At 62.3% G+C, this 16,352-nt stretch carries 13 protein-coding genes and 2 tRNA genes; 9 read left to right on the forward strand and 6 right to left on the reverse strand.

Going from position 1 to position 16,352, the window contains the following annotated elements; all coding sequences use genetic code 11:
- Positions 1–235 precede the first annotated feature (235 nt).
- The gene (locus D1159_RS10395; protein ID WP_202621032.1) at positions 236–1,474 is read left to right on the forward strand and encodes a M20 family metallopeptidase; all 1,239 of its coding nucleotides are present in this window, start codon (positions 236–238) and stop codon (positions 1,472–1,474) included.
- A 421-nt stretch (positions 1,475–1,895) separates the two neighbouring features.
- Here the strand turns inward: D1159_RS10395 and D1159_RS10400 are convergent, their stop codons facing one another.
- Together D1159_RS10400 and D1159_RS10405 are read right to left on the reverse strand one after the other, a co-directional pair.
- Positions 1,896–3,209 (reverse strand): amino acid permease, encoded by a 1,314-nt coding sequence (locus D1159_RS10400; protein WP_161845604.1) that lies wholly within the window; start codon positions 3,207–3,209, stop codon positions 1,896–1,898.
- A 194-nt stretch (positions 3,210–3,403) separates the two neighbouring features.
- A complete protein-coding gene (locus tag D1159_RS10405) occupies positions 3,404–4,600 on the reverse strand; it encodes a M20 family metallopeptidase (RefSeq protein WP_161845605.1) in 1,197 nt (398 codons plus the stop codon).
- A 309-nt stretch (positions 4,601–4,909) separates the two neighbouring features.
- Here D1159_RS10405 and D1159_RS10410 point away from each other — a divergent pair, with 309 nt between their 5' ends.
- The 4 genes from D1159_RS10410 to D1159_RS10425 are packed head-to-tail and all read left to right on the forward strand — an operon-like array spanning position 4,910 to position 8,216.
- Complete coding sequence (locus D1159_RS10410) at positions 4,910–5,308, forward strand: tautomerase family protein (RefSeq protein ID WP_161845606.1); 399 nt, start codon at positions 4,910–4,912, stop codon at positions 5,306–5,308.
- A 43-nt stretch (positions 5,309–5,351) separates the two neighbouring features.
- The gene (locus D1159_RS10415) at positions 5,352–6,413 is read left to right on the forward strand and encodes an NAD/NADP octopine/nopaline dehydrogenase family protein (RefSeq protein ID WP_161845607.1); all 1,062 of its coding nucleotides are present in this window, start codon (positions 5,352–5,354) and stop codon (positions 6,411–6,413) included.
- Positions 6,414–6,436: 23 nt separating this feature from the next.
- Positions 6,437–7,702: an NAD(P)/FAD-dependent oxidoreductase gene (locus tag D1159_RS10420; RefSeq protein ID WP_161845608.1), complete on the forward strand. Its 1,266-nt coding sequence runs from the start codon at positions 6,437–6,439 to the stop codon at positions 7,700–7,702.
- Between the two features lies 1 nt (position 7,703).
- A complete protein-coding gene (locus D1159_RS10425; RefSeq protein WP_161845609.1) occupies positions 7,704–8,216 on the forward strand; it encodes a 4Fe-4S dicluster domain-containing protein in 513 nt (170 codons plus the stop codon).
- Positions 8,217–8,357: 141 nt separating this feature from the next.
- Here D1159_RS10425 and D1159_RS10430 read toward each other — a convergent pair whose 3' ends face one another.
- Positions 8,358–8,918: a flavodoxin family protein gene (locus tag D1159_RS10430; RefSeq protein WP_161845610.1), complete on the reverse strand. Its 561-nt coding sequence runs from the start codon at positions 8,916–8,918 to the stop codon at positions 8,358–8,360.
- Positions 8,919–9,194: 276 nt separating this feature from the next.
- Positions 9,195–10,178 (reverse strand): LysR family transcriptional regulator, encoded by a 984-nt coding sequence (locus tag D1159_RS10435; RefSeq protein WP_161845611.1) that lies wholly within the window; start codon positions 10,176–10,178, stop codon positions 9,195–9,197.
- Positions 10,179–10,287: 109 nt separating this feature from the next.
- On the opposite strand from D1159_RS10435, the gene D1159_RS10440 reads away from it, so the two are divergent.
- The 4 genes from D1159_RS10440 to D1159_RS10455 all read left to right on the forward strand — a co-directional run bounded on the left by D1159_RS10440 (position 10,288) and on the right by D1159_RS10455 (position 15,639).
- A complete protein-coding gene (locus tag D1159_RS10440; RefSeq protein ID WP_161845612.1) occupies positions 10,288–11,670 on the forward strand; it encodes an MmgE/PrpD family protein in 1,383 nt (460 codons plus the stop codon).
- Between the two features lie 63 nt (positions 11,671–11,733).
- Positions 11,734–12,726 (forward strand): ornithine cyclodeaminase family protein, encoded by a 993-nt coding sequence (locus D1159_RS10445; protein WP_161845613.1) that lies wholly within the window; start codon positions 11,734–11,736, stop codon positions 12,724–12,726.
- Between the two features lie 26 nt (positions 12,727–12,752).
- Positions 12,753–13,463, forward strand: coding sequence for an arylmalonate decarboxylase (locus D1159_RS10450; RefSeq protein ID WP_161845614.1), 711 nt, complete (start codon positions 12,753–12,755; stop codon positions 13,461–13,463).
- A 19-nt stretch (positions 13,464–13,482) separates the two neighbouring features.
- A complete protein-coding gene (locus D1159_RS10455; RefSeq protein WP_161845615.1) occupies positions 13,483–15,639 on the forward strand; it encodes a molybdopterin-dependent oxidoreductase in 2,157 nt (718 codons plus the stop codon).
- Positions 15,640–15,964: 325 nt separating this feature from the next.
- Here the strand turns inward: D1159_RS10455 and D1159_RS10460 are convergent.
- Positions 15,965–16,040, reverse strand: a tRNA-Val gene (locus tag D1159_RS10460).
- A gap of 128 nt (positions 16,041–16,168) precedes the next feature.
- Positions 16,169–16,244: transfer RNA gene (locus D1159_RS10465), tRNA-Ala, on the reverse strand.
- Between the last annotated feature and the right edge of the window lie 108 nt (positions 16,245–16,352).

Here is a 16,352-nt window from a genome sequence, read left to right on the forward strand (position 1 = left end):
TTTTCTCCTATTAAACCATTTTATCAGGCTCATTATAACGAAAAGAGAAAGAAATGTCCAGCGCCGGGAAGAAAGAAGCGGTATTCGCAACGGCAATTCCAGCGTTCAGTACCTATGAATACAGGTTTAAAAACAAGGGGGAGGGGTTGGCACCAGATTTGCTCAGAATAGTAGGGAAGAAAAAATGGCGTATTTGGATCGCGGGCATCCAAAGCCGCCGGAGAGGAGTACGGAAATGCTGGAGATGAAGTCGCTGTATCAGCAGGCCAGGGAGTGCGGAGAGGAGCTGGTGCGCTGCCGGCGCCGGCTGCACCAGATGCCGGAGCTGGGCATGGAGCTGCCCCAGACCACCGCCTATGTCTGCCAGGAGCTGGAGGCCATGGGCTGCCGGCCGGAGCGGCTGGCCGGGGGCGTGACGGCGTGCATCGGCCCGGAGGCGGGGCCGGTCTTCCTGCTGCGGGGGGATATGGACGCCCTGGGTATGGCGGAGGAGAGCGGTCTGCCCTTTGCGGCCCAGGGAAACCGGGCCCACACCTGCGGCCATGATATCCACACCGCCATGCTGCTGGGGGCCGCCCGGCTGCTGAAGGCCCATGAGGAGGCGCTGAAGGGCCGGGTCAAGCTGATGTTCCAGCCCGGGGAGGAGAGCCTGGAAGGGGCCGCCGCCATGGTAGAGGCGGGGATTCTGGAGTCCCCCAGGGTGGACGCGGCGCTGGCCCTTCATGTCTTCCCCGGTCCCATGCACGTGGGGACCATCGCCTGGCGGAAAGGGCCGGCGCTGGCCTCCTCAGACAGTTTTCGCATTACCGTCACCGGCAAGGCGGGCCATGGGGCCATTCCCCAGAACGCGGTGGACCCGGTGAATATTGCCGCCCATATTCTGCTGGCCCTCCAGGAGGTAAACGCCCGGGAGGTGGATCCCCAGGACCCCCTGGTGCTGACGGTGTGTACCCTCCACGCCGGAAAGCTGCACAACTCCATTCCGGAGACGGCGGAGCTGACAGGGAGCATCCGGGCCTTCTCCAACCACAACCGGGCCCTGGCCAAGGAGCGGCTGGCGGAGATCAGCCAGGGGATCGCCGCCGCCTTCCGAGGCCGCTGCCAGGTGGAATTTTTGGCCGGAGTCTCCTCCCTGCACAACCAGCCTGATTTGGCCGCGGAGCTGGCGGGCTACGCCGGGGAGTTGACCCGCCTGGAGGAGCTGCCCCGGCAGATGGGCAGCGAGGACTTCGCCGAGGTGACCCAGAAGGTGCCCTCCGTATTCATGGGCATCGGCGCCGGCGGGCCGGAGGAGATCTATAATCGAGCGGGCTCCCACCACCCGGCCATCGTCTTCAACGAGGAGGTCCTCCCCCTGGGGGCGGCTGTGCTGGCGGGGTGCGCCGCGAATTGGCTGGAAAAACACGGGGGGGTAAAGGCAGTTCCATTGACAGAGGTTGGGGGTCCCGGGCGGGCGGCCTCTATGTCCAGGTAAGAGGCAGACTCAAAGCAGTTTCACCCGCGCCCGGTACCGATCACTTCAGACATTAGAACAAAGCCCGCGTCGATAACACAGTATGACTTGACAGCCGCTGCGATTCAAGAAGCGGATCTGACGGCCGCCACGGGGTTGGTACGTTGTGCCAGCCCAGGCGGCCGTCGGACAGCGTTCTTGAATTGCTGCGGCTGTCAAGTTTTGCAGAGTATACGACATGGGCGTGAGGTGTTGTCTGCTGGTTGATTTTCGGGCGTGCGAAACTAGTTTGTCCAAATTTCCGATAAATTCAGAGGCCGCCCGTCCCCGGCCTGGGGGAGTCCAGAGAGGGGACATCCCCTCTGGCCCTTTGGATCCAGGGCCCTTTCGGGAAAGGATCCTGGCGCCGCCCGCCGCGAGGAAAAAACTGATATGAACAGCATCAACTTTTCTTCCCCGTCTTTTTCAGCAGGGCAAAGATGACATACGCCGGCACGCTGGTGGCGCAGAAGAGGAGGCTGAGGAAGATCTGCTTTACCGGCACTCGGGCGGCCAGGAAGACGGTCAGTGCGATGGAGAGGATCACGCTGGCGGGGTAGAGGGGCATTTTGATGGGCCGGTTCAGATCGGGGCGCTTTTTGCGCAGGGCCACCAGAGAGGTTGCCACCAGGAACTCGGAGATCTTGCCCACGAAGACCACCATGGTCAGCAGGGTGCTGAAGCTCCCCGTCCACATCAGCAGCAGAGACAGACAGCAGTAGGTGATAATGGAGCAGTACGGGGTGTCGTACTTGGGATGGATTTTGGCGAAAAAGCCGGGGAACAGGCCCGCCCGGCCCACGTTGAAGGCCACCCGGGGCATAGACATAAATCCCGCGTTGATCAGCCCGTAGATGGAGATGAGGGCGCCGATGGACACCACGGCGGCGCCGGCCTTGCCGAAGATCACTTCCGCCGCCATGGTGACGGAGTTGGTGCTGCCGGACAGCACCTCCACAGACAGCGTGCCCACGCACACCACGGACAGCAGCACATAGAACAGGCAGATCACACCAATACCCAGCAGGATGGCCCGGGGGAGCGTCTTCTCCGGGTCCTTGATCTCCTCGCTCATGTAGGTCAGCTGGTTATAGCCGCTGAAGGCGAAAAAGGCGGGGATGGCGGCGGAGAAGGTAGTGCCCCAGCCCAGCTCCGCGTCGGCCACGGGCTGGAAGTTGGCGGGGACCAGGAAGAACACGCCGCCGACGATAATCGCCCCCAGCACCACCAGCTTGGTAATGGTGAGGATATTGGTGGCGGTGGCGCCCATTTTTACGCCCCGGACGTTGGTGAGCATGGCCAGCAGCAGCAGTCCGGTGGACACCAGCTTGCACTGAAAGCCGCTGAGGGGAATGAAGTATTTCAGATAGTTGGTAAAGGTGATGGAGACCACCGCCAGTACCGCAGAGTTGTTGAGCATGGCAAACCAGCCGTAGAAAAAGGACATCTTGTCCCCGTAGGCCTCCCGCAGATAGACCGCGGGTCCGCCCGCCCCCGGCAGCGCCGGCGCCAGCTCGCAGTAGACCAGCCCCATCAGCAGCACCGCCACTGCGGCCACAATCCAGGCCACGATGTTCGGGCCGCTGCCCTTGGCAATGGCCATAATCTCACCGGGGACGGTAAAAATGCCGCCGCCGATGACGGATGTTACCATGATCATGATACAAGGGAACAGGGTCAGAGTACGTGTTAATTGTCCATTTTCCTTTTGATTCATCAAGGCCCCTCCTTTTCACATCTCGTCCAGTTTGTCTTGGCAGGTACATCCGCACACAATGCCGGGACTGGCTGCCCAGGTCTGTAAAAAGTATATCTGCGATTTTAGAGGCTGTCCAATCGCCGTTTTTGGTTCAAAGCCAACAGAAAAAACGATACCCGGCTGAAATTTTCTGTCTGGAACGCCGGAATATCTTAGGCATCCCCCTCCGGGCTTCCCCCCAGCCAGCGCCAGGCCAGCCAGGCCATGCCTGCCGCGCCCCGGGGCAGAGCCCGCTCGTCAAAGACCACCTTCGGGTGGTGCATGGAGTAGGTGTAGCCCTCGGCGCTGTCTCCGGCGGTGACGAAGAAAAAGACGCCGGGCACCCGCTCCAGGAAGTTGGAAAAATCCTCCGAGGCGGGGGAGATCTGGCCGTCAATATCCATCCACTCCTTGCCGTCCAGCTCTTCGATCCAACCTGCTGCCTGCTCAAAAAGCGCCGGGTCGTTATACACCGGGGCACAGCCTCCGGTGACCTCCAGCCGGGCCTCGGCCCGGAAGGCCTCGCCGGTGGAGCGGATGATCTGCTCCATGCGCTCCAGCACCTGCCGGCGCACCTGGTTGTCGTAGCAGCGCAGGGTCCCCTCCAGCCGGGCGGCGCCGGGGATCACGTTGGGGGCGTCCCCGGCCCGGAAGATCCCTTGGGTGAGCACCACCATGGCGCTGGGAGGCACCTCCCGGCTGACAATCTCCTGAAGGGCCAGATAGATGTGAGTCCCCACATTGATGGGGTCCACCGACTCCTGAGGGGTAGCCCCATGGCCCCCCTTGCCCTGGATGTGGATGATATACCGGTCGCAGGAGGCGGAGGCCACCCCCGCCCGGTGCATGGTGAGAGTGCCGGGGCGGTACCGGCTGGCCACATCCACATGGAGGGCAAAGGCGGCGTCCACATGGGGGTGCTCCAGAATACCGGCGTCAATCACACTGCGGGCGCCAGTGAGCACCTCCTCTGCCGGCTGAAAGACCAGCTTCACCTGTCCCTTGAGCGCCCCCTCCCGCTCCTTCAGCAGGCGGGCCGCCCCCAGAAGGATGGCGGTGTGCAGATCATGTCCGCAGGCATGCATCCGATCCTCCTCCACCCGGAAGGGCTCGCCAGTGTCCTCCCGCATGGGCAGGGCGTCCATATCCGCCCGCAGAAGGATGCACCGCCCGGTGGAAGGCCCGACCAGGGCGGTGACCCCGTGGTCGCCGGTGTCCTGGGGCGTATAGCCCAGGGTACGCAGGCGATCTTTTACATAGGCCGCCGTCTCGTCCAGATTGTGGCCCAGCTCCGGGTGCCGGTGCAGCCAGCGGCGGTGTTCCACCAGCTCGTCCTGAAGCTGGTAAGCCCGGGTTAAGAATGGATTCATTACCTCGCGCTCCTTTCAGATCTTGACATGGTAAGAAACAGGATTCTCGGTAGAGAAACCCCCTTCTAAAATTAGTATAGAGCCGGGGCGGCAGCCCGTCCAACGGGCCTTTCTGCTCCCACGGTAGCAGAATTCTTGGTAACAGGAAAGCAGGAATAACGATTGGACGGCGGCAGGGGCGGGGGCTAGAATGAAGACAGGCGATCCGGACCGCACACCTGGGTTGCCCAGGCTGCCTGAACGGCGCCGCTGGTTTGGTCTGCGTCCAGGGACCGGCGGCGCCAGGCGCGCTGCTAAGGAGGGGAAGCCATGCCTGTACTTACCGTCAGTATGCGCCGGGGACGTACGCCGGAGCAAAAGCAAACCATCGTAGGCTGTGTCCGCGCCGCCCTTCAGGAGGGCCTTGCGCTGGAGGATGACAGCTACAGCATCCGCCTGTTGGAGTTTGCCCCTGAGGACTTCTATCTCCCGCCCCCAAAAACAGAGGGCTATCTGCTGGTCGAAATGGACTGCTTCCCCGGGCGTGACCTGCGCTGCAAGGAGGGCTTTTCCGCCATTTTGCTGGAAAAGCTGGCCCAGGCGGGGGAAGACCCCAATCAGGTGCTCTCCCTCATCCGGGAGCTTCCCCTGGAAAACTGGGGCTACGCGGAGAAAAAGAGCGCCCTGCCCCGTGGCCTGGACTGGTATTATCACACAAAGCATCTCTGACTCTGATATGCTATATTCTGGAAATACAAGGAGTGAAGTCATTATGTTCCGCACCATCAGTATCTTTGGCGGCGGCTCCACGGGACACGCCGCCGCGGCCTATTTTACCCTCAAGGGCTTTGAGATAACCCTCTGCGACAATGAGGAATTTGCCCACCGCTTCCAGGCCATCCGGGACAGCGGCGGGATTCTCCTGCGGGGGAAAGAGCGGGGCTTCGCCCCCATTCACCGGGTCACCCATGATTTCGCCGCCGCCGCGGCCAGCGGGGATCTGCTGATTATCTCGGTGGTGGCCTGCCGCCACGAGGAGATCGCCCGCCTTATCGCCCCCCACCTCCACGACGGACAGCATATTCTCATCTCTCCCGGCAATCTGGGCTCCTTCGTGTTCCGTAAGGTCTTTGCGGAACTGGGGGTAACGGCGGACGTTACCTTGGCCGAGCTGGAGGGCAATCTCTTCCCCGCCCGGCTCACCGGCGGGGCGGAGGCCACCGTGGGGATGCCCTTCCGGGCCAAGAGCTTCGCCGCCCTCCCCGCCAGCGACAACCAGCGGGTCATTGACGCCTATGCCGGCTGCATTGAGATGGCGCCCTGTGTCAACGTATTCGACTGTGCCATCAACTCCAACAACTTTGTCACCCATCTGGGGGCCACCATTTTGTCCGCCTGCTCCATTGACCAGAAGGGCAGCAAGTTCAACCTGTTTACTGACGGGCTCACCCCCGCCTCCATCCGCCTGGCGGAGCTGGCCAGCGAGGAGCGCCGCCGGGTCATCGCCGCTATGGGGTACGAGGAGCACAGCGACCCCATGATCCACATGAACCGTCTGCTGGACCCGGAGCACAACCCCCAACTGGATGTGTTCCTCACCCTGGACGGGCCCTATGACACCGCCCACCGCTATCTCACAGAGGACGGCCTGTGCGCTGGGGCCTTTGCCGTGTCCGTGGCCCGCCGGCTGGGGGTTTCCGTCCCCCTGCTGGAGGCCCTTGTGGTGATGGCTGGCCAGCTCAACGGCCAGGACTATCTCGCCCACGGCCGCACCCTGGAAAATCTGGGCTACCCCCCCAATCTGTCCCTGCCCCAGATCATCGAAACCCTGTGAGGCCGGGAAAAGGAGCTTGTGTCATGCAACGCACTGCAATTATCGGCTTTGGCTGCGCCGGCTTCCATGCGGTAAAGGCCCTGCGCCGGCACGGCTACAGCGGCGAAATCCATATCTACAGCGACGCTGGGGATCCCCCGGCAAACCCCATGCTCACCACTTACTATGTGGCAGGCAAGCTGGCCTGGGAGGGTATGTTCCCCTTCGGCGGGCTGGAGGTCCTTAAGAGGGAGTACGGCCTCACCCTGCACCTGGACTGCCCTGTCGTCTCGCTGGATGCCAAAACCCGCTGCCTCACCCTGGGGGACGGCGGCAAGGAATCCTTTGACCACATCGTGCTGGCCACCGGCGCCCGGGCCCTGGTGCCCCCCATCCCCGGGGCAGACGCCCCCAACGTGTTCTGTATGCGCACGGTGGAGGACGCCCGGCTCCTCCGGCAGCGGCTGGAAGGCGGCGTCAAGTCGGCGGTGGTCATTGGGGCGTCCATGGTGGGGATCAAGCTGGTGGAGCTCCTTCAGGCACAGGGAGTTGCGGTCATCCTGGCGGACATGGCGCCCCACATCTTCCCCACCGCCGCTCTGCCGGAGGTGGCCGGGGAGATCCAGGCCCGTCTGGAGGCCCGGGGAATTGGCCTGCGCTTCTCCCGCCCCATTGAGGCCATTGAGTCCCGCCCGGACGGCTTGACCGTCTGCCTGGGCGGCGGGGAACGCTTGGACTGTGATATGGCCCTGCTGTGCATCGGCACCCGGGCCAACACCCAGCTGGCCGGGGAGGGCATAGAGACCGGCCGGGGCTTTGTGGTCAACACCCGCATGGAGACCTCCGCCCCCGGGATTTACGCCGCCGGAGACTGCTGCGAGGGGCTCAATCTGCTCACGGGGCAGGCCCAGATCATCGGCCTGTGGGACAACGCCGCCCGCCAGGGGGAGACGGCGGGGGCCAATATCGCCGGCGTCACGCCCCTGGCGGTCTATCCCGGCAACATCACTCACAATATCACTCATTTTATGGACATGGACTTCATCGGCCTGGGGGACAACCGGATCGCCGGAACCTGCAAGACCTTCCCCCTGCCGGGGCGGAGGGGCCGGGTGGATATCGTCACCCACGCCGGCCTGCCGGTGTGCGTCAATATCCTGGATGAGTACCGGATCAGCGGCGTACTCAAGCGCTTTCTCCTCAAGACCCTGGAGGACAAGGGGGCCCGCCTGGGCCCGGCCGGCCGGGGCCGGCTGGAGCGGGAGGGCGTGCCTGCCGCGCTGATTGACTATTTGGAAGGACGGAACTGATATGGCCCTAATCATTGATTTGGACATGGACAAGTGCTCAGCCTGCGGCGCCTGCGCCGTGGCCTGCATGGATCAGAACGACATCGACACCCAGCGCTGCGAGGCCCCCTTCCGGATTGTGTTCGATCTGGAGCAGCCCGACGGCGCGGGGGGCCACAAGTATACCTACATGGCCACCGCATGTATGCACTGCAAGGACGCCCCCTGCATTACCGCCTGTCCCTGCGGCTGCCTGAGCAAGGACGAGGCCACCGGCCTGACCATTTTTGACAACACCAGCTGTATCGGCTGCCACAGCTGCTCCATGGCCTGTCCCTTTGGAGCCCCCTCCTTCAGCGCCGAGGGGAAAATGCGCAAATGCGACGGCTGCGTCACCCGGATTCACTGCGGGCTGGAGCCCGCCTGCGTCCGCAACTGCCCCACCGGCGCCCTGCGCTGCGTGGAGGAGGAGGACTACAAAAAGGAGCGCGTCCAGCGCTCCCTGAAAAAGCTGGCCGGCCTGATCCAGCCCTGAGAAGCATAAAAAAGCCCGCCGCAGGCGGTTCATTGGCCTGCGGCGGGCTCAGTGCGTGGAAAGACAGGAGTTGCGAAGGATGCGGCGCTTTTTCGGCGGGTGTTATCCTCAAGAGAGGTATTGGGGGGAAGGGAGGGCCGGTCAGGACGCCCCGCCGGCCAAGCGATCCGCCAAGGCGGCGGCTTGGGCCAGCCAGGGGGTGCCCTCTGCGGCGCCTTTCTCATACAGGCTGTCCGCGGCCAGAATCCCCATGTCTTCCCAGCCCACGTAGCGGGCCAGAATGCGGTAATTTTCCAACAGGGCGTCAAACTCTTCCCGCTCGCTGGTGGCCCCGCAGGTGAGCAGAAAGCACCGCTTGCCCCGGATGGACCGGGGGCAGTTGCCCTTGCAGTAGGGGTAGAGACGGTCAATGGCCGCCTTCAGCTGGGCGGGGAAGCCGAAATAGTACATGGGCGTGGCGAAGACCACAGCGTCCGCCGCCTCGATCTTCAGACACAGATCGTTCATGTCATCCCGCTGCACACAGGGCTTTCCCTCCCGGGTCCAGCACTGCTCACAAGCGGCGCATCCCCGGATTTTCATGGTGCATACCGCGGCCCGCTCCACCTGCCAGCCCTTCAGCGCGGCGCAGAAGGCGCCGGCCAGGGCGGCGCTGTTCCCCCCGCGGCGGGGGCTTCCCTCTAAAACCAATAGCTGCTTCATGTCTGTTCCCTCCTTCTTTTTTATTTAGTCTAAAGGAAAACGCCCCTCCTGGCAAGGCCGGGATGAGCGTTCTTTTTGCAGGCCAGTCAGCAAGAATTATGATTGCGGCGGGCCGGCCGGGGGTCCGGCGGCGGAGGGGAGCGCATTTCAGGCGGCTTCTCCGGCCAGGAACGGCGGTTGGGGGTGTTTCCCCGCCGGAGGTGCCCGCCGGGCTGTCAACGGAGGCCCGGCGCCCCTGTGTTACCAGTTTTTTTGTTGTCCCCCCAACAGCAAGTACTATTGGACGCCGCCGCTGGGATTGGGTAGGATGGAGTTGCCGGCAAGACACCCCGCTTTCTCCCGCTGCTCCAGCTCCTGATAAAACTCCCGGATAAACTCGGTAAGCTGTTTTTCGCAGGCATTCAGCCCTACTTTTTGGTTGACAAGGATAAAGTTCGTCAGCCCCGTCTCAAACCCGGTGAGGTCGATGAGGCGCAGCGCCCCAGAGGCCACCCGATCGTCGTTGAAGAAGGACAGCCGGGGCAGCACCGCCGCCATATTTTCCGCCAACACCGCCCGTTTCACCACCCCCATGTTATTGAACACCGAGAAGCAGCGGGCGTATCTCAGCACGCAGCCCACCGACGTGGAGGAGGAGGAGGGGTGGTGCTCCGTTACTGCCAGATGCTCCTCCCCCAGCGCGGACACGTCCACGCAGTCTTTTTCCGCCAGCCGGGAGCGCCCGCTGACACACAGGCAGAAGCGGTCGTTATAGATGGGCTCAAAGGCGAAGCCGTTGTTGTGTGCGGTATACTGGTTGTTGAAGAACTCCGCGTGGCCGGAGGCCCCCACGCCGATGTTGGCCATCCCGTTGGCCACGGAGCTGACCACCTTGTTGGATGCGCACTCCAGCATGGACAGGGTGGGCTCGTCCTTGGCCTGGCGGAGCCGGGCGCTGAGATACAGGGCCAGAACGCTGCACGCGCTGGGATAGGCCACCAAGGGAATATTCCGGCGGACCGGGGTAATGTCCGCGCTCAGGTTGAGCAGCTGGCGGTTTTTCTCCACCATATCCTCCGCAATGGCAATGACCCGCTCTCCATGCTCCGTGAGCTTGACCCCCCGGTGGGTGCGCTGAAAGATCTTCACGTTGAGCTCGTTCTCCACCGAGTTGATGATGGCGCTCAGCGTGGTCTGGCCGATAAACAGCTTTTTTGCCGCGGCCGAGATGGAACGGGTGCGCGCCACCTCCAGCAGATATTCCAGATACTCTGTCCGCATATGAGATTACCCCTCATCTGTGTAGTGGAGTTCATTATATTCGCTCTGTTTCCTTTTTTCAATAGGTATTTTTCTATAACAACCCAGACAAATATTTTGGAGGTGCACTATGAAGAAGTACACACAGATCCTGGCGGACTACCTGGCCAACCTGAAGTATGAGGACATTCCCCAGGAGGTCATCGAGCGGGCCAAGATGGTCACCCTCCACACGGTGGGCGTGGCCCTGGGGGCGGCCAAGGCCAAGACTGTCCGGGAGGCGGTGGAGGTGGCCAAGGTGATGGGCGCCAGCGACAGGGGGGCCACCATCTTCGGCGACGGGACGAAGGTCTCCGTCACCAGCGCCGCTTTCGCCAACGGCATGATGAGCGACTTTTTGGACTGGGAGGACTGCTCCTGGACCGGGCACCCCAGCTCCGGCGCGGTGCCGGCGGGCCTGGCGGTGGCCGAGGCCTACGGCAAGTCCGGCAAAGACTACCTCACCGCCTTTGTGGGGGGCTTCGAGGTCTATCAGCGCATCGCTATGGCGGTGCAGCCCACCCCCGAACGGTTTGACGCCGGCTGGGGCCTGTACTGCTGGCAGATCTTCGCCCCCGCCGCCGTGTCCGGCAAGCTGCTGGGCCTGAGCGCGCCCAAGCTCAACCAGCTCATCGGCACCGCCGCCGGTATGTGCCCTGTGGCCACAGAGCAGATCAACGCCACCAACACCGATTTCTATCACTATACCTACGGCCTCACCGCCAAGCTGGGGGTGGAGTGCTCCCTCATTGTGGACAAGGGCATCACCACCCTGATGGACGCCCTGGAGGAGTACGGCGGCTACTGGTTCGGCGTGTCCGACCAGTGCGACTGGGACTGGTTTGACAAGGAGCTGGGCAGCCACTACTACCTCATGGACATGCTGCTGAAGAACTGGCCGGTGAATATGTGGATCCAGGCCCCCATGGACCTGCTCCACCGCATGGTCACCGCCAACCATATCAAGGCCGACGACATTGAGTCCATTGAGATGTCCCCCTTCATCCCCAACCGCAGCGAGAACTGGCCCGAGGGCTATCCCTCCACCGTCCGCGCCCAGTTCTCCATCCCCTTCTGCCTAGCCATGTATCTCCGGGGTCCCCAGCTGGGCTGGGAGTGGGCCGAGGAGAAGTATCTCAAGGACCCGGTGATTCTGGAGATGGCCAACCGCTTCAAGGGCGTGGGCCGGGTAGAGCGGGTGAGCTCCCAGTTTGATAAGTTCCGGGAGGGGGGCTATCCCACCTACGAGATGAAGATCACCCTTAAGGACGGCACGGTATACGAGGACTCCATCCACTACCCCAAGGGCCACCCCTGCAATCCCTACACCCGGGAGGAGTGCATCGAAAACTTCCGCATTGCCACCGCCACCATCCTCACCCCTGAGCAGTGCGGCAAGCTGGTGGATCTCATCATGGACCGTCTGGAGAGCGTGGAAGACCTGTCCATTCTGGGCGAGTACCTGAAGGGATAAGCCAAAGGGCAGACAGGGGCCGGCGGCTGGCCGGCCCCTTTGAGAAAGGAGGGGTGCCGCCCTATGAGCGAGCCCAAGGTAGAGGTCCTGTTTCTGTCCAAGCAGGAGGTGGAGTCCATCCTGACCTATCGGGATGTGGTGGACGCTGTGGAGGATGCCTTCCGGGCGGACGGCAGCGGACAGATGATCGTGCCGTCCAAAGAGGTGATGCGGGTGGGGCCCAACCGGGCCAACTGCATCTTCGCCATGCCGGGCTGTCTGGAAAACCTGAAGACCGCGGGGGTAAAATGGACCAATTTCTACCCCGCCCAGCCCGAGGACTACCCCACCATCTGGGCCCATGTCCTCATCCTCAGCCACGAGGACAACGGAATGCCCTATGCCATTATGGACGCCACCGCCATTACCAATATGCGTACGGCGGGGGGACACGCGGTGGTGGCCGCCAGATATCTGGCCCGCAAGGGGGCGAAGACGTTGGGCATTTTGGGCTGCGGCGCCCAGGGCCGCTCCGCCATACGCTCCTTTGACGAGAATTTCCAGCTGGAGCGCATCCTCCTGTGCGACGCCTCCCCCCAGGCGGTGGAGGAGTGCGTCGCCCGGCTGGGGGACAAGGTCCGCGCCCGGCTGGAGGCCGTCCCCACCCCCCAGGCCCTGGCGGAGCAGTCGGACATCCTCCTCACCGCCACCACCTGCCGCACCCCCCTGATCCGGGAGGAGTGGCTGCGGGAGGGCTGTCTGGTGGACGCCATGTTCGCCTTTAACGACATCGAGCCCGCCATCAGCCGCAAATTTGACAAGTGGGTGGTGGGCAACCGGGACTCCGACCGCATTGAAATTCTGGAGCACCCTAATTTCGGCCACCTGCTCCGCCCGGAGGACGTATACGGCGCCCTGGGGGAGATTATCTGCGGCAGGATTCCTGGCCGGGAGAGCGACCGCGAGCGCATTGTCTTCTCCCACATGGGCATGGGCACGTTGGATATCGCGGTGGGCGCCCGCCTGGCAGAAAAGGCCCGCCGGCTGGGCGTGGGACAGACCCTGCGCCTGACTTGAGAGTTTGTAAGAAGGAGGAATCTGATATGTATGCTTGGAGAGCGGAAATCGGCCTGATCAACCCAGGCACCGGCGCTTCCATGGAGCGGGATTTCCACCGCTTTGTCCCCGACGGCGTGGGAGTGATTACCACCCGGGTTCCCTTCGGCGGGATGCCCAGCCCCGAGGGGCTGATGGAGATGGCCGACCTGCTGGAGGACTGCGCCAAGGTCTTTTCCACCCGGCGCCACGATCTGGTTATGTTCGGCTGTACCTCCGGCAGCCTCATCGGCGGTCCCGGTTTTGACCAGGAGTGCATCCGCCGGATCGAGCGGGCCAGCGGCGCCCCCGGCCTGACCACCAGCACAGTGCTGATGGAGGGCTTTGCCCGCCTGGGGGTGGGCAAAGTGGCCGCCATTACCCCCTATCCCGACGACACCAACGAGATTGAAAAGCACTTCCTGGAGTCCCACGGCATCGGGGTCACCAGCATCCAGGGAATGCACCAGAGCGAAAAGTCCATCGCGGATATCCAGCCCAGCTTTGTGTATCAGAAGGTAAAGCAGATGGATATCGCCAATTCCGACTGTATCTTCATCAGCTGCACCGGCCTGAACGTGCTGGATATCATTGAGACCATTGAGACAGACTTCGGCCTGCCTGTGGTGACCAGCAACCAGGTGACCCTGTGGGGCGCCCTGCGCCACGCCAGAGTGGGGGTCAAAATCCCCAAGCTGGGCAAGCTGTTTACCCTTTAATTCAGAGGCGAGGCACAAGATGGAAAAGATTGAAGCCCTTTTAAAGGCAAAAATTCCATGCCCCGAGACGGGGATCACCGTGAAGCGTACCATCTGCGACATCTGTTGTCCCTGCACCCACTGCGGGATTGACGCCTATGTCAAGGACGGGGAGGTCATTAAAGTAGAGGGCACCAAGGACCACCCCCGCAACAAGGGCAAGCTGTGCGCCAAGGGCCACGCCAGCCGGCAGTACATCTACCGGGCGGACCGCCTGCGCACCCCCCTGCGCCGGGTGGGGGAGCGGGGAGAGGGCAAATTTGAGCCCATCTCCTGGGAGGAAGCCTATGGGGAGATCGCCCAGCGGCTCAACGCCGTCAAGGACACCCTGGGCCCCGACTGCGTGGCCTTCTTCTCCGGCTATACCAAGTGGTACCGGCAGTTCCTGCACCGGTTCGCCTACTCCTTCGGCTCCGTCAACTACGGTTCGGAGTGCTCCACCTGCTATAAATCCGCCGTCATGGCCTGGGAGGCCACGGCGGGCCTGTACGCCGCCGGTCCGGATATGGGCAATTCCAACGTCCTGCTGGGCTGGGCTCTGAATCCCTACTACTCCAAGCACCTGGCCCTCCCCCGGCTCCAGGCGTTCAAGGACAAGGGCGGGAAAATTATTATCATCGACCCCCGCAAGACTCCCGCCACCGCCAAGCTGGCGGACATGCACCTGCAAATCCGGGCGGGGACCGACGGCGCCCTGGCCCTGGGTATGGCCAAGCTGATCATTGACAACGGCTGGGCGGATCTGGACTATATTGAAAAGTACACCCACGGCTTTGAGCCGTACAAGGAATATGTCAGCCAGTTTGACCTGGACCGGGTGAGCAAAATCACCGGTCTGAACCCGGACGACATCTTTGAGGCCACCCGGATCTACGCCACCAGCGGCCCGGCCTGCATTCAGGAGTCCTCCGCCCCCCTGGCCCACCAGATCAACGGCTTTCAGAACTACCGGGCTATGATCTGCCTCAACGCTCTGACAGGAAATTTCGACCGGGTGGGGGGCTGCCTGCCGGAGACCATCACCTACTATGACCAGAGCGCCGGCTATCTCACCCACGAGCACGAGTACTACCGCTGCCGGGCGCCCAAGAGCAGCCGCCCCCGCATCGGCCAGGAGCGCTTCCCTCTGTGGTCCAAGCTGGTGGATGAGTTCCAGGCTATGGACCTGCTGCGCCAGATCACCGAGGGGACGCCCTACCCCATCAAAGCGGTCTTTGCCTGCGGCATGAACGCCAAAATGTTCCCCAACACCCGCAAGTTTTATGAGGCGCTGAAAACCCTGGATTTCTTCGTGGATATCGACCTGTTTATGACGGACACCGCCAAATACGCCGATATTGTGCTGCCCGCCTGTACCAGCTTCGAGCGGGGGGAGTTCAAGGCCTACCCAGGCGGATTCGCCCAGTTCACCAACCCGGTGATCGACCCCCTGTACCAGTCCAAAAACGACGTGCAGATCCTGGCCGAGCTGGCAGCCGTGATGGACCTGGACGACCCTCTGCTCCGCCAGGGGTACGAGGCGGGGATCGCCTTTATGCTGCGGGACCTGGACATCACCATCGGCCAGATGAAGGCCAGCGATCTGCCTATTAAGGTCCCCGGCGCCCATCCCGACGTGGCCGGTGAGCTGCTGAAAAACGGCTTCCCCACGCCCAGCGGGAAGTTTGAGTTCTGGTCTGAGGCGGTGGCGGAGTTCAGCCAGAGCCACGGGCTGGATCCCCTGCCCACCTACCGGGATCCCTACGACGACAACCCGGGCGATCCCGAAGCCTATCCCCTCAAGCTCATTGCCGGGGCCCGTCTGCCCAACGCCATCCACTCCCGCCTCCACGAGGTGCCCTGGCTGCGCAGTCTGCGCCCGGAGCCCACCGCCGATCTGAGCATCGAAGACGGGGAAGCCTTCCACATCGCCCAGGACGACTGGATCGAGATTTCCACTGCCACCGGATCCGTCCGGGTTAAAGCCCGCCTTACCTCCAAAGTCCAGCCCGGGGAGGTCCACTTCTACCATGGCTACCGGGAGGCCAACGCCAACGACCTGGTCAGCGAGACCCACTTGGATCCCTACAGCGGGTTTCCCGGGTATCGGGCGAACCGGTGCTGCGTCCGTAAGGTGGGGGAGAGCGCTTGCGTGTAAAATAATGGGGGTGATACCCCGCGGGAAATTTGTCCTCGCCGGGCAGGCCGCTTCCGCGGCGGGCGCCAAGGGGGCAACACTTCTTGCAATGCGGAAAACCGCTGAAAAAGGAACCCCCGGAATCCATTGCAGTACAACGGATTCCGGGGGTTCCTTGATAAAAATTTGGTAGACATGCGCCCTCATGGGAGGCTCCTGCGCGGGACAGGGCTCAGCGTAGGGTACAGTCTCATAGCCCATACAGCGTTTTTTATTTTCAACCGTGAAATCAGCCGAAAATCAAGAAAGAAGCCGCTGCATTCTCAACAAATGCAGCGGCTTCTTATGGTGGACGATACAGGACTTGAACCTGTGACCTCCCGCACGTCAAGCGGATGCTCTACCAGCTGAGCTAATCGTCCAGACAACGAAATCTATTATAGCAGGCAGGGGACAATCTGTCAATATCCGGAGAAAACTTTCCCTGTCATCTTTTTATCCTCAAGGTGGGAAGTAAAAGAGGACAGCGGCCTACTGTCCTCTTTTACTTTGGTGGAGATAAGCGGGATCGAACCGCTGACCTCTTGAATGCCATTCAAGCGCTCTCCCAGCTGAGCTATACCCCCATACTCTGCCGCAACGCTCTGCCACAGCGGCGAGGTTCATTCTAGCAAAATTCTCCTGGGTTGTCAAGAGATATTTTAAAATTTTTCTTCCATAATAGGAGAGAACAT

The organism is Pseudoflavonifractor sp. 524-17, assembly GCF_009935845.1.
Classification (GTDB): Bacteria; Bacillota; Clostridia; order Oscillospirales; family Oscillospiraceae; genus Pseudoflavonifractor_A.

Coding starts and splice junctions, on each gene's coding strand:
- D1159_RS10435 (WP_161845611.1), bottom strand. CDS start 10,178: ATGCGGACAGAGTATCTGGAATATCTGCTGGAGGTGGCGCGCACCCGT.
- D1159_RS10455 (WP_161845615.1), top strand. CDS start 13,483: ATGGAAAAGATTGAAGCCCTTTTAAAGGCAAAAATTCCATGCCCCGAG.
- D1159_RS10415 (WP_161845607.1), top strand. CDS start 5,352: ATGTTCCGCACCATCAGTATCTTTGGCGGCGGCTCCACGGGACACGCC.
- D1159_RS10410 (WP_161845606.1), top strand. CDS start 4,910: ATGCCTGTACTTACCGTCAGTATGCGCCGGGGACGTACGCCGGAGCAA.
- D1159_RS10430 (WP_161845610.1), bottom strand. CDS start 8,918: ATGAAGCAGCTATTGGTTTTAGAGGGAAGCCCCCGCCGCGGGGGGAAC.
- D1159_RS10425 (WP_161845609.1), top strand. CDS start 7,704: ATGGCCCTAATCATTGATTTGGACATGGACAAGTGCTCAGCCTGCGGC.
- D1159_RS10445 (WP_161845613.1), top strand. CDS start 11,734: ATGAGCGAGCCCAAGGTAGAGGTCCTGTTTCTGTCCAAGCAGGAGGTG.
- D1159_RS10395 (WP_202621032.1), top strand. CDS start 236: ATGCTGGAGATGAAGTCGCTGTATCAGCAGGCCAGGGAGTGCGGAGAG.
- D1159_RS10440 (WP_161845612.1), top strand. CDS start 10,288: ATGAAGAAGTACACACAGATCCTGGCGGACTACCTGGCCAACCTGAAG.
- D1159_RS10420 (WP_161845608.1), top strand. CDS start 6,437: ATGCAACGCACTGCAATTATCGGCTTTGGCTGCGCCGGCTTCCATGCG.
- D1159_RS10400 (WP_161845604.1), bottom strand. CDS start 3,209: ATGAATCAAAAGGAAAATGGACAATTAACACGTACTCTGACCCTGTTC.
- D1159_RS10405 (WP_161845605.1), bottom strand. CDS start 4,600: ATGAATCCATTCTTAACCCGGGCTTACCAGCTTCAGGACGAGCTGGTG.
- D1159_RS10450 (WP_161845614.1), top strand. CDS start 12,753: ATGTATGCTTGGAGAGCGGAAATCGGCCTGATCAACCCAGGCACCGGC.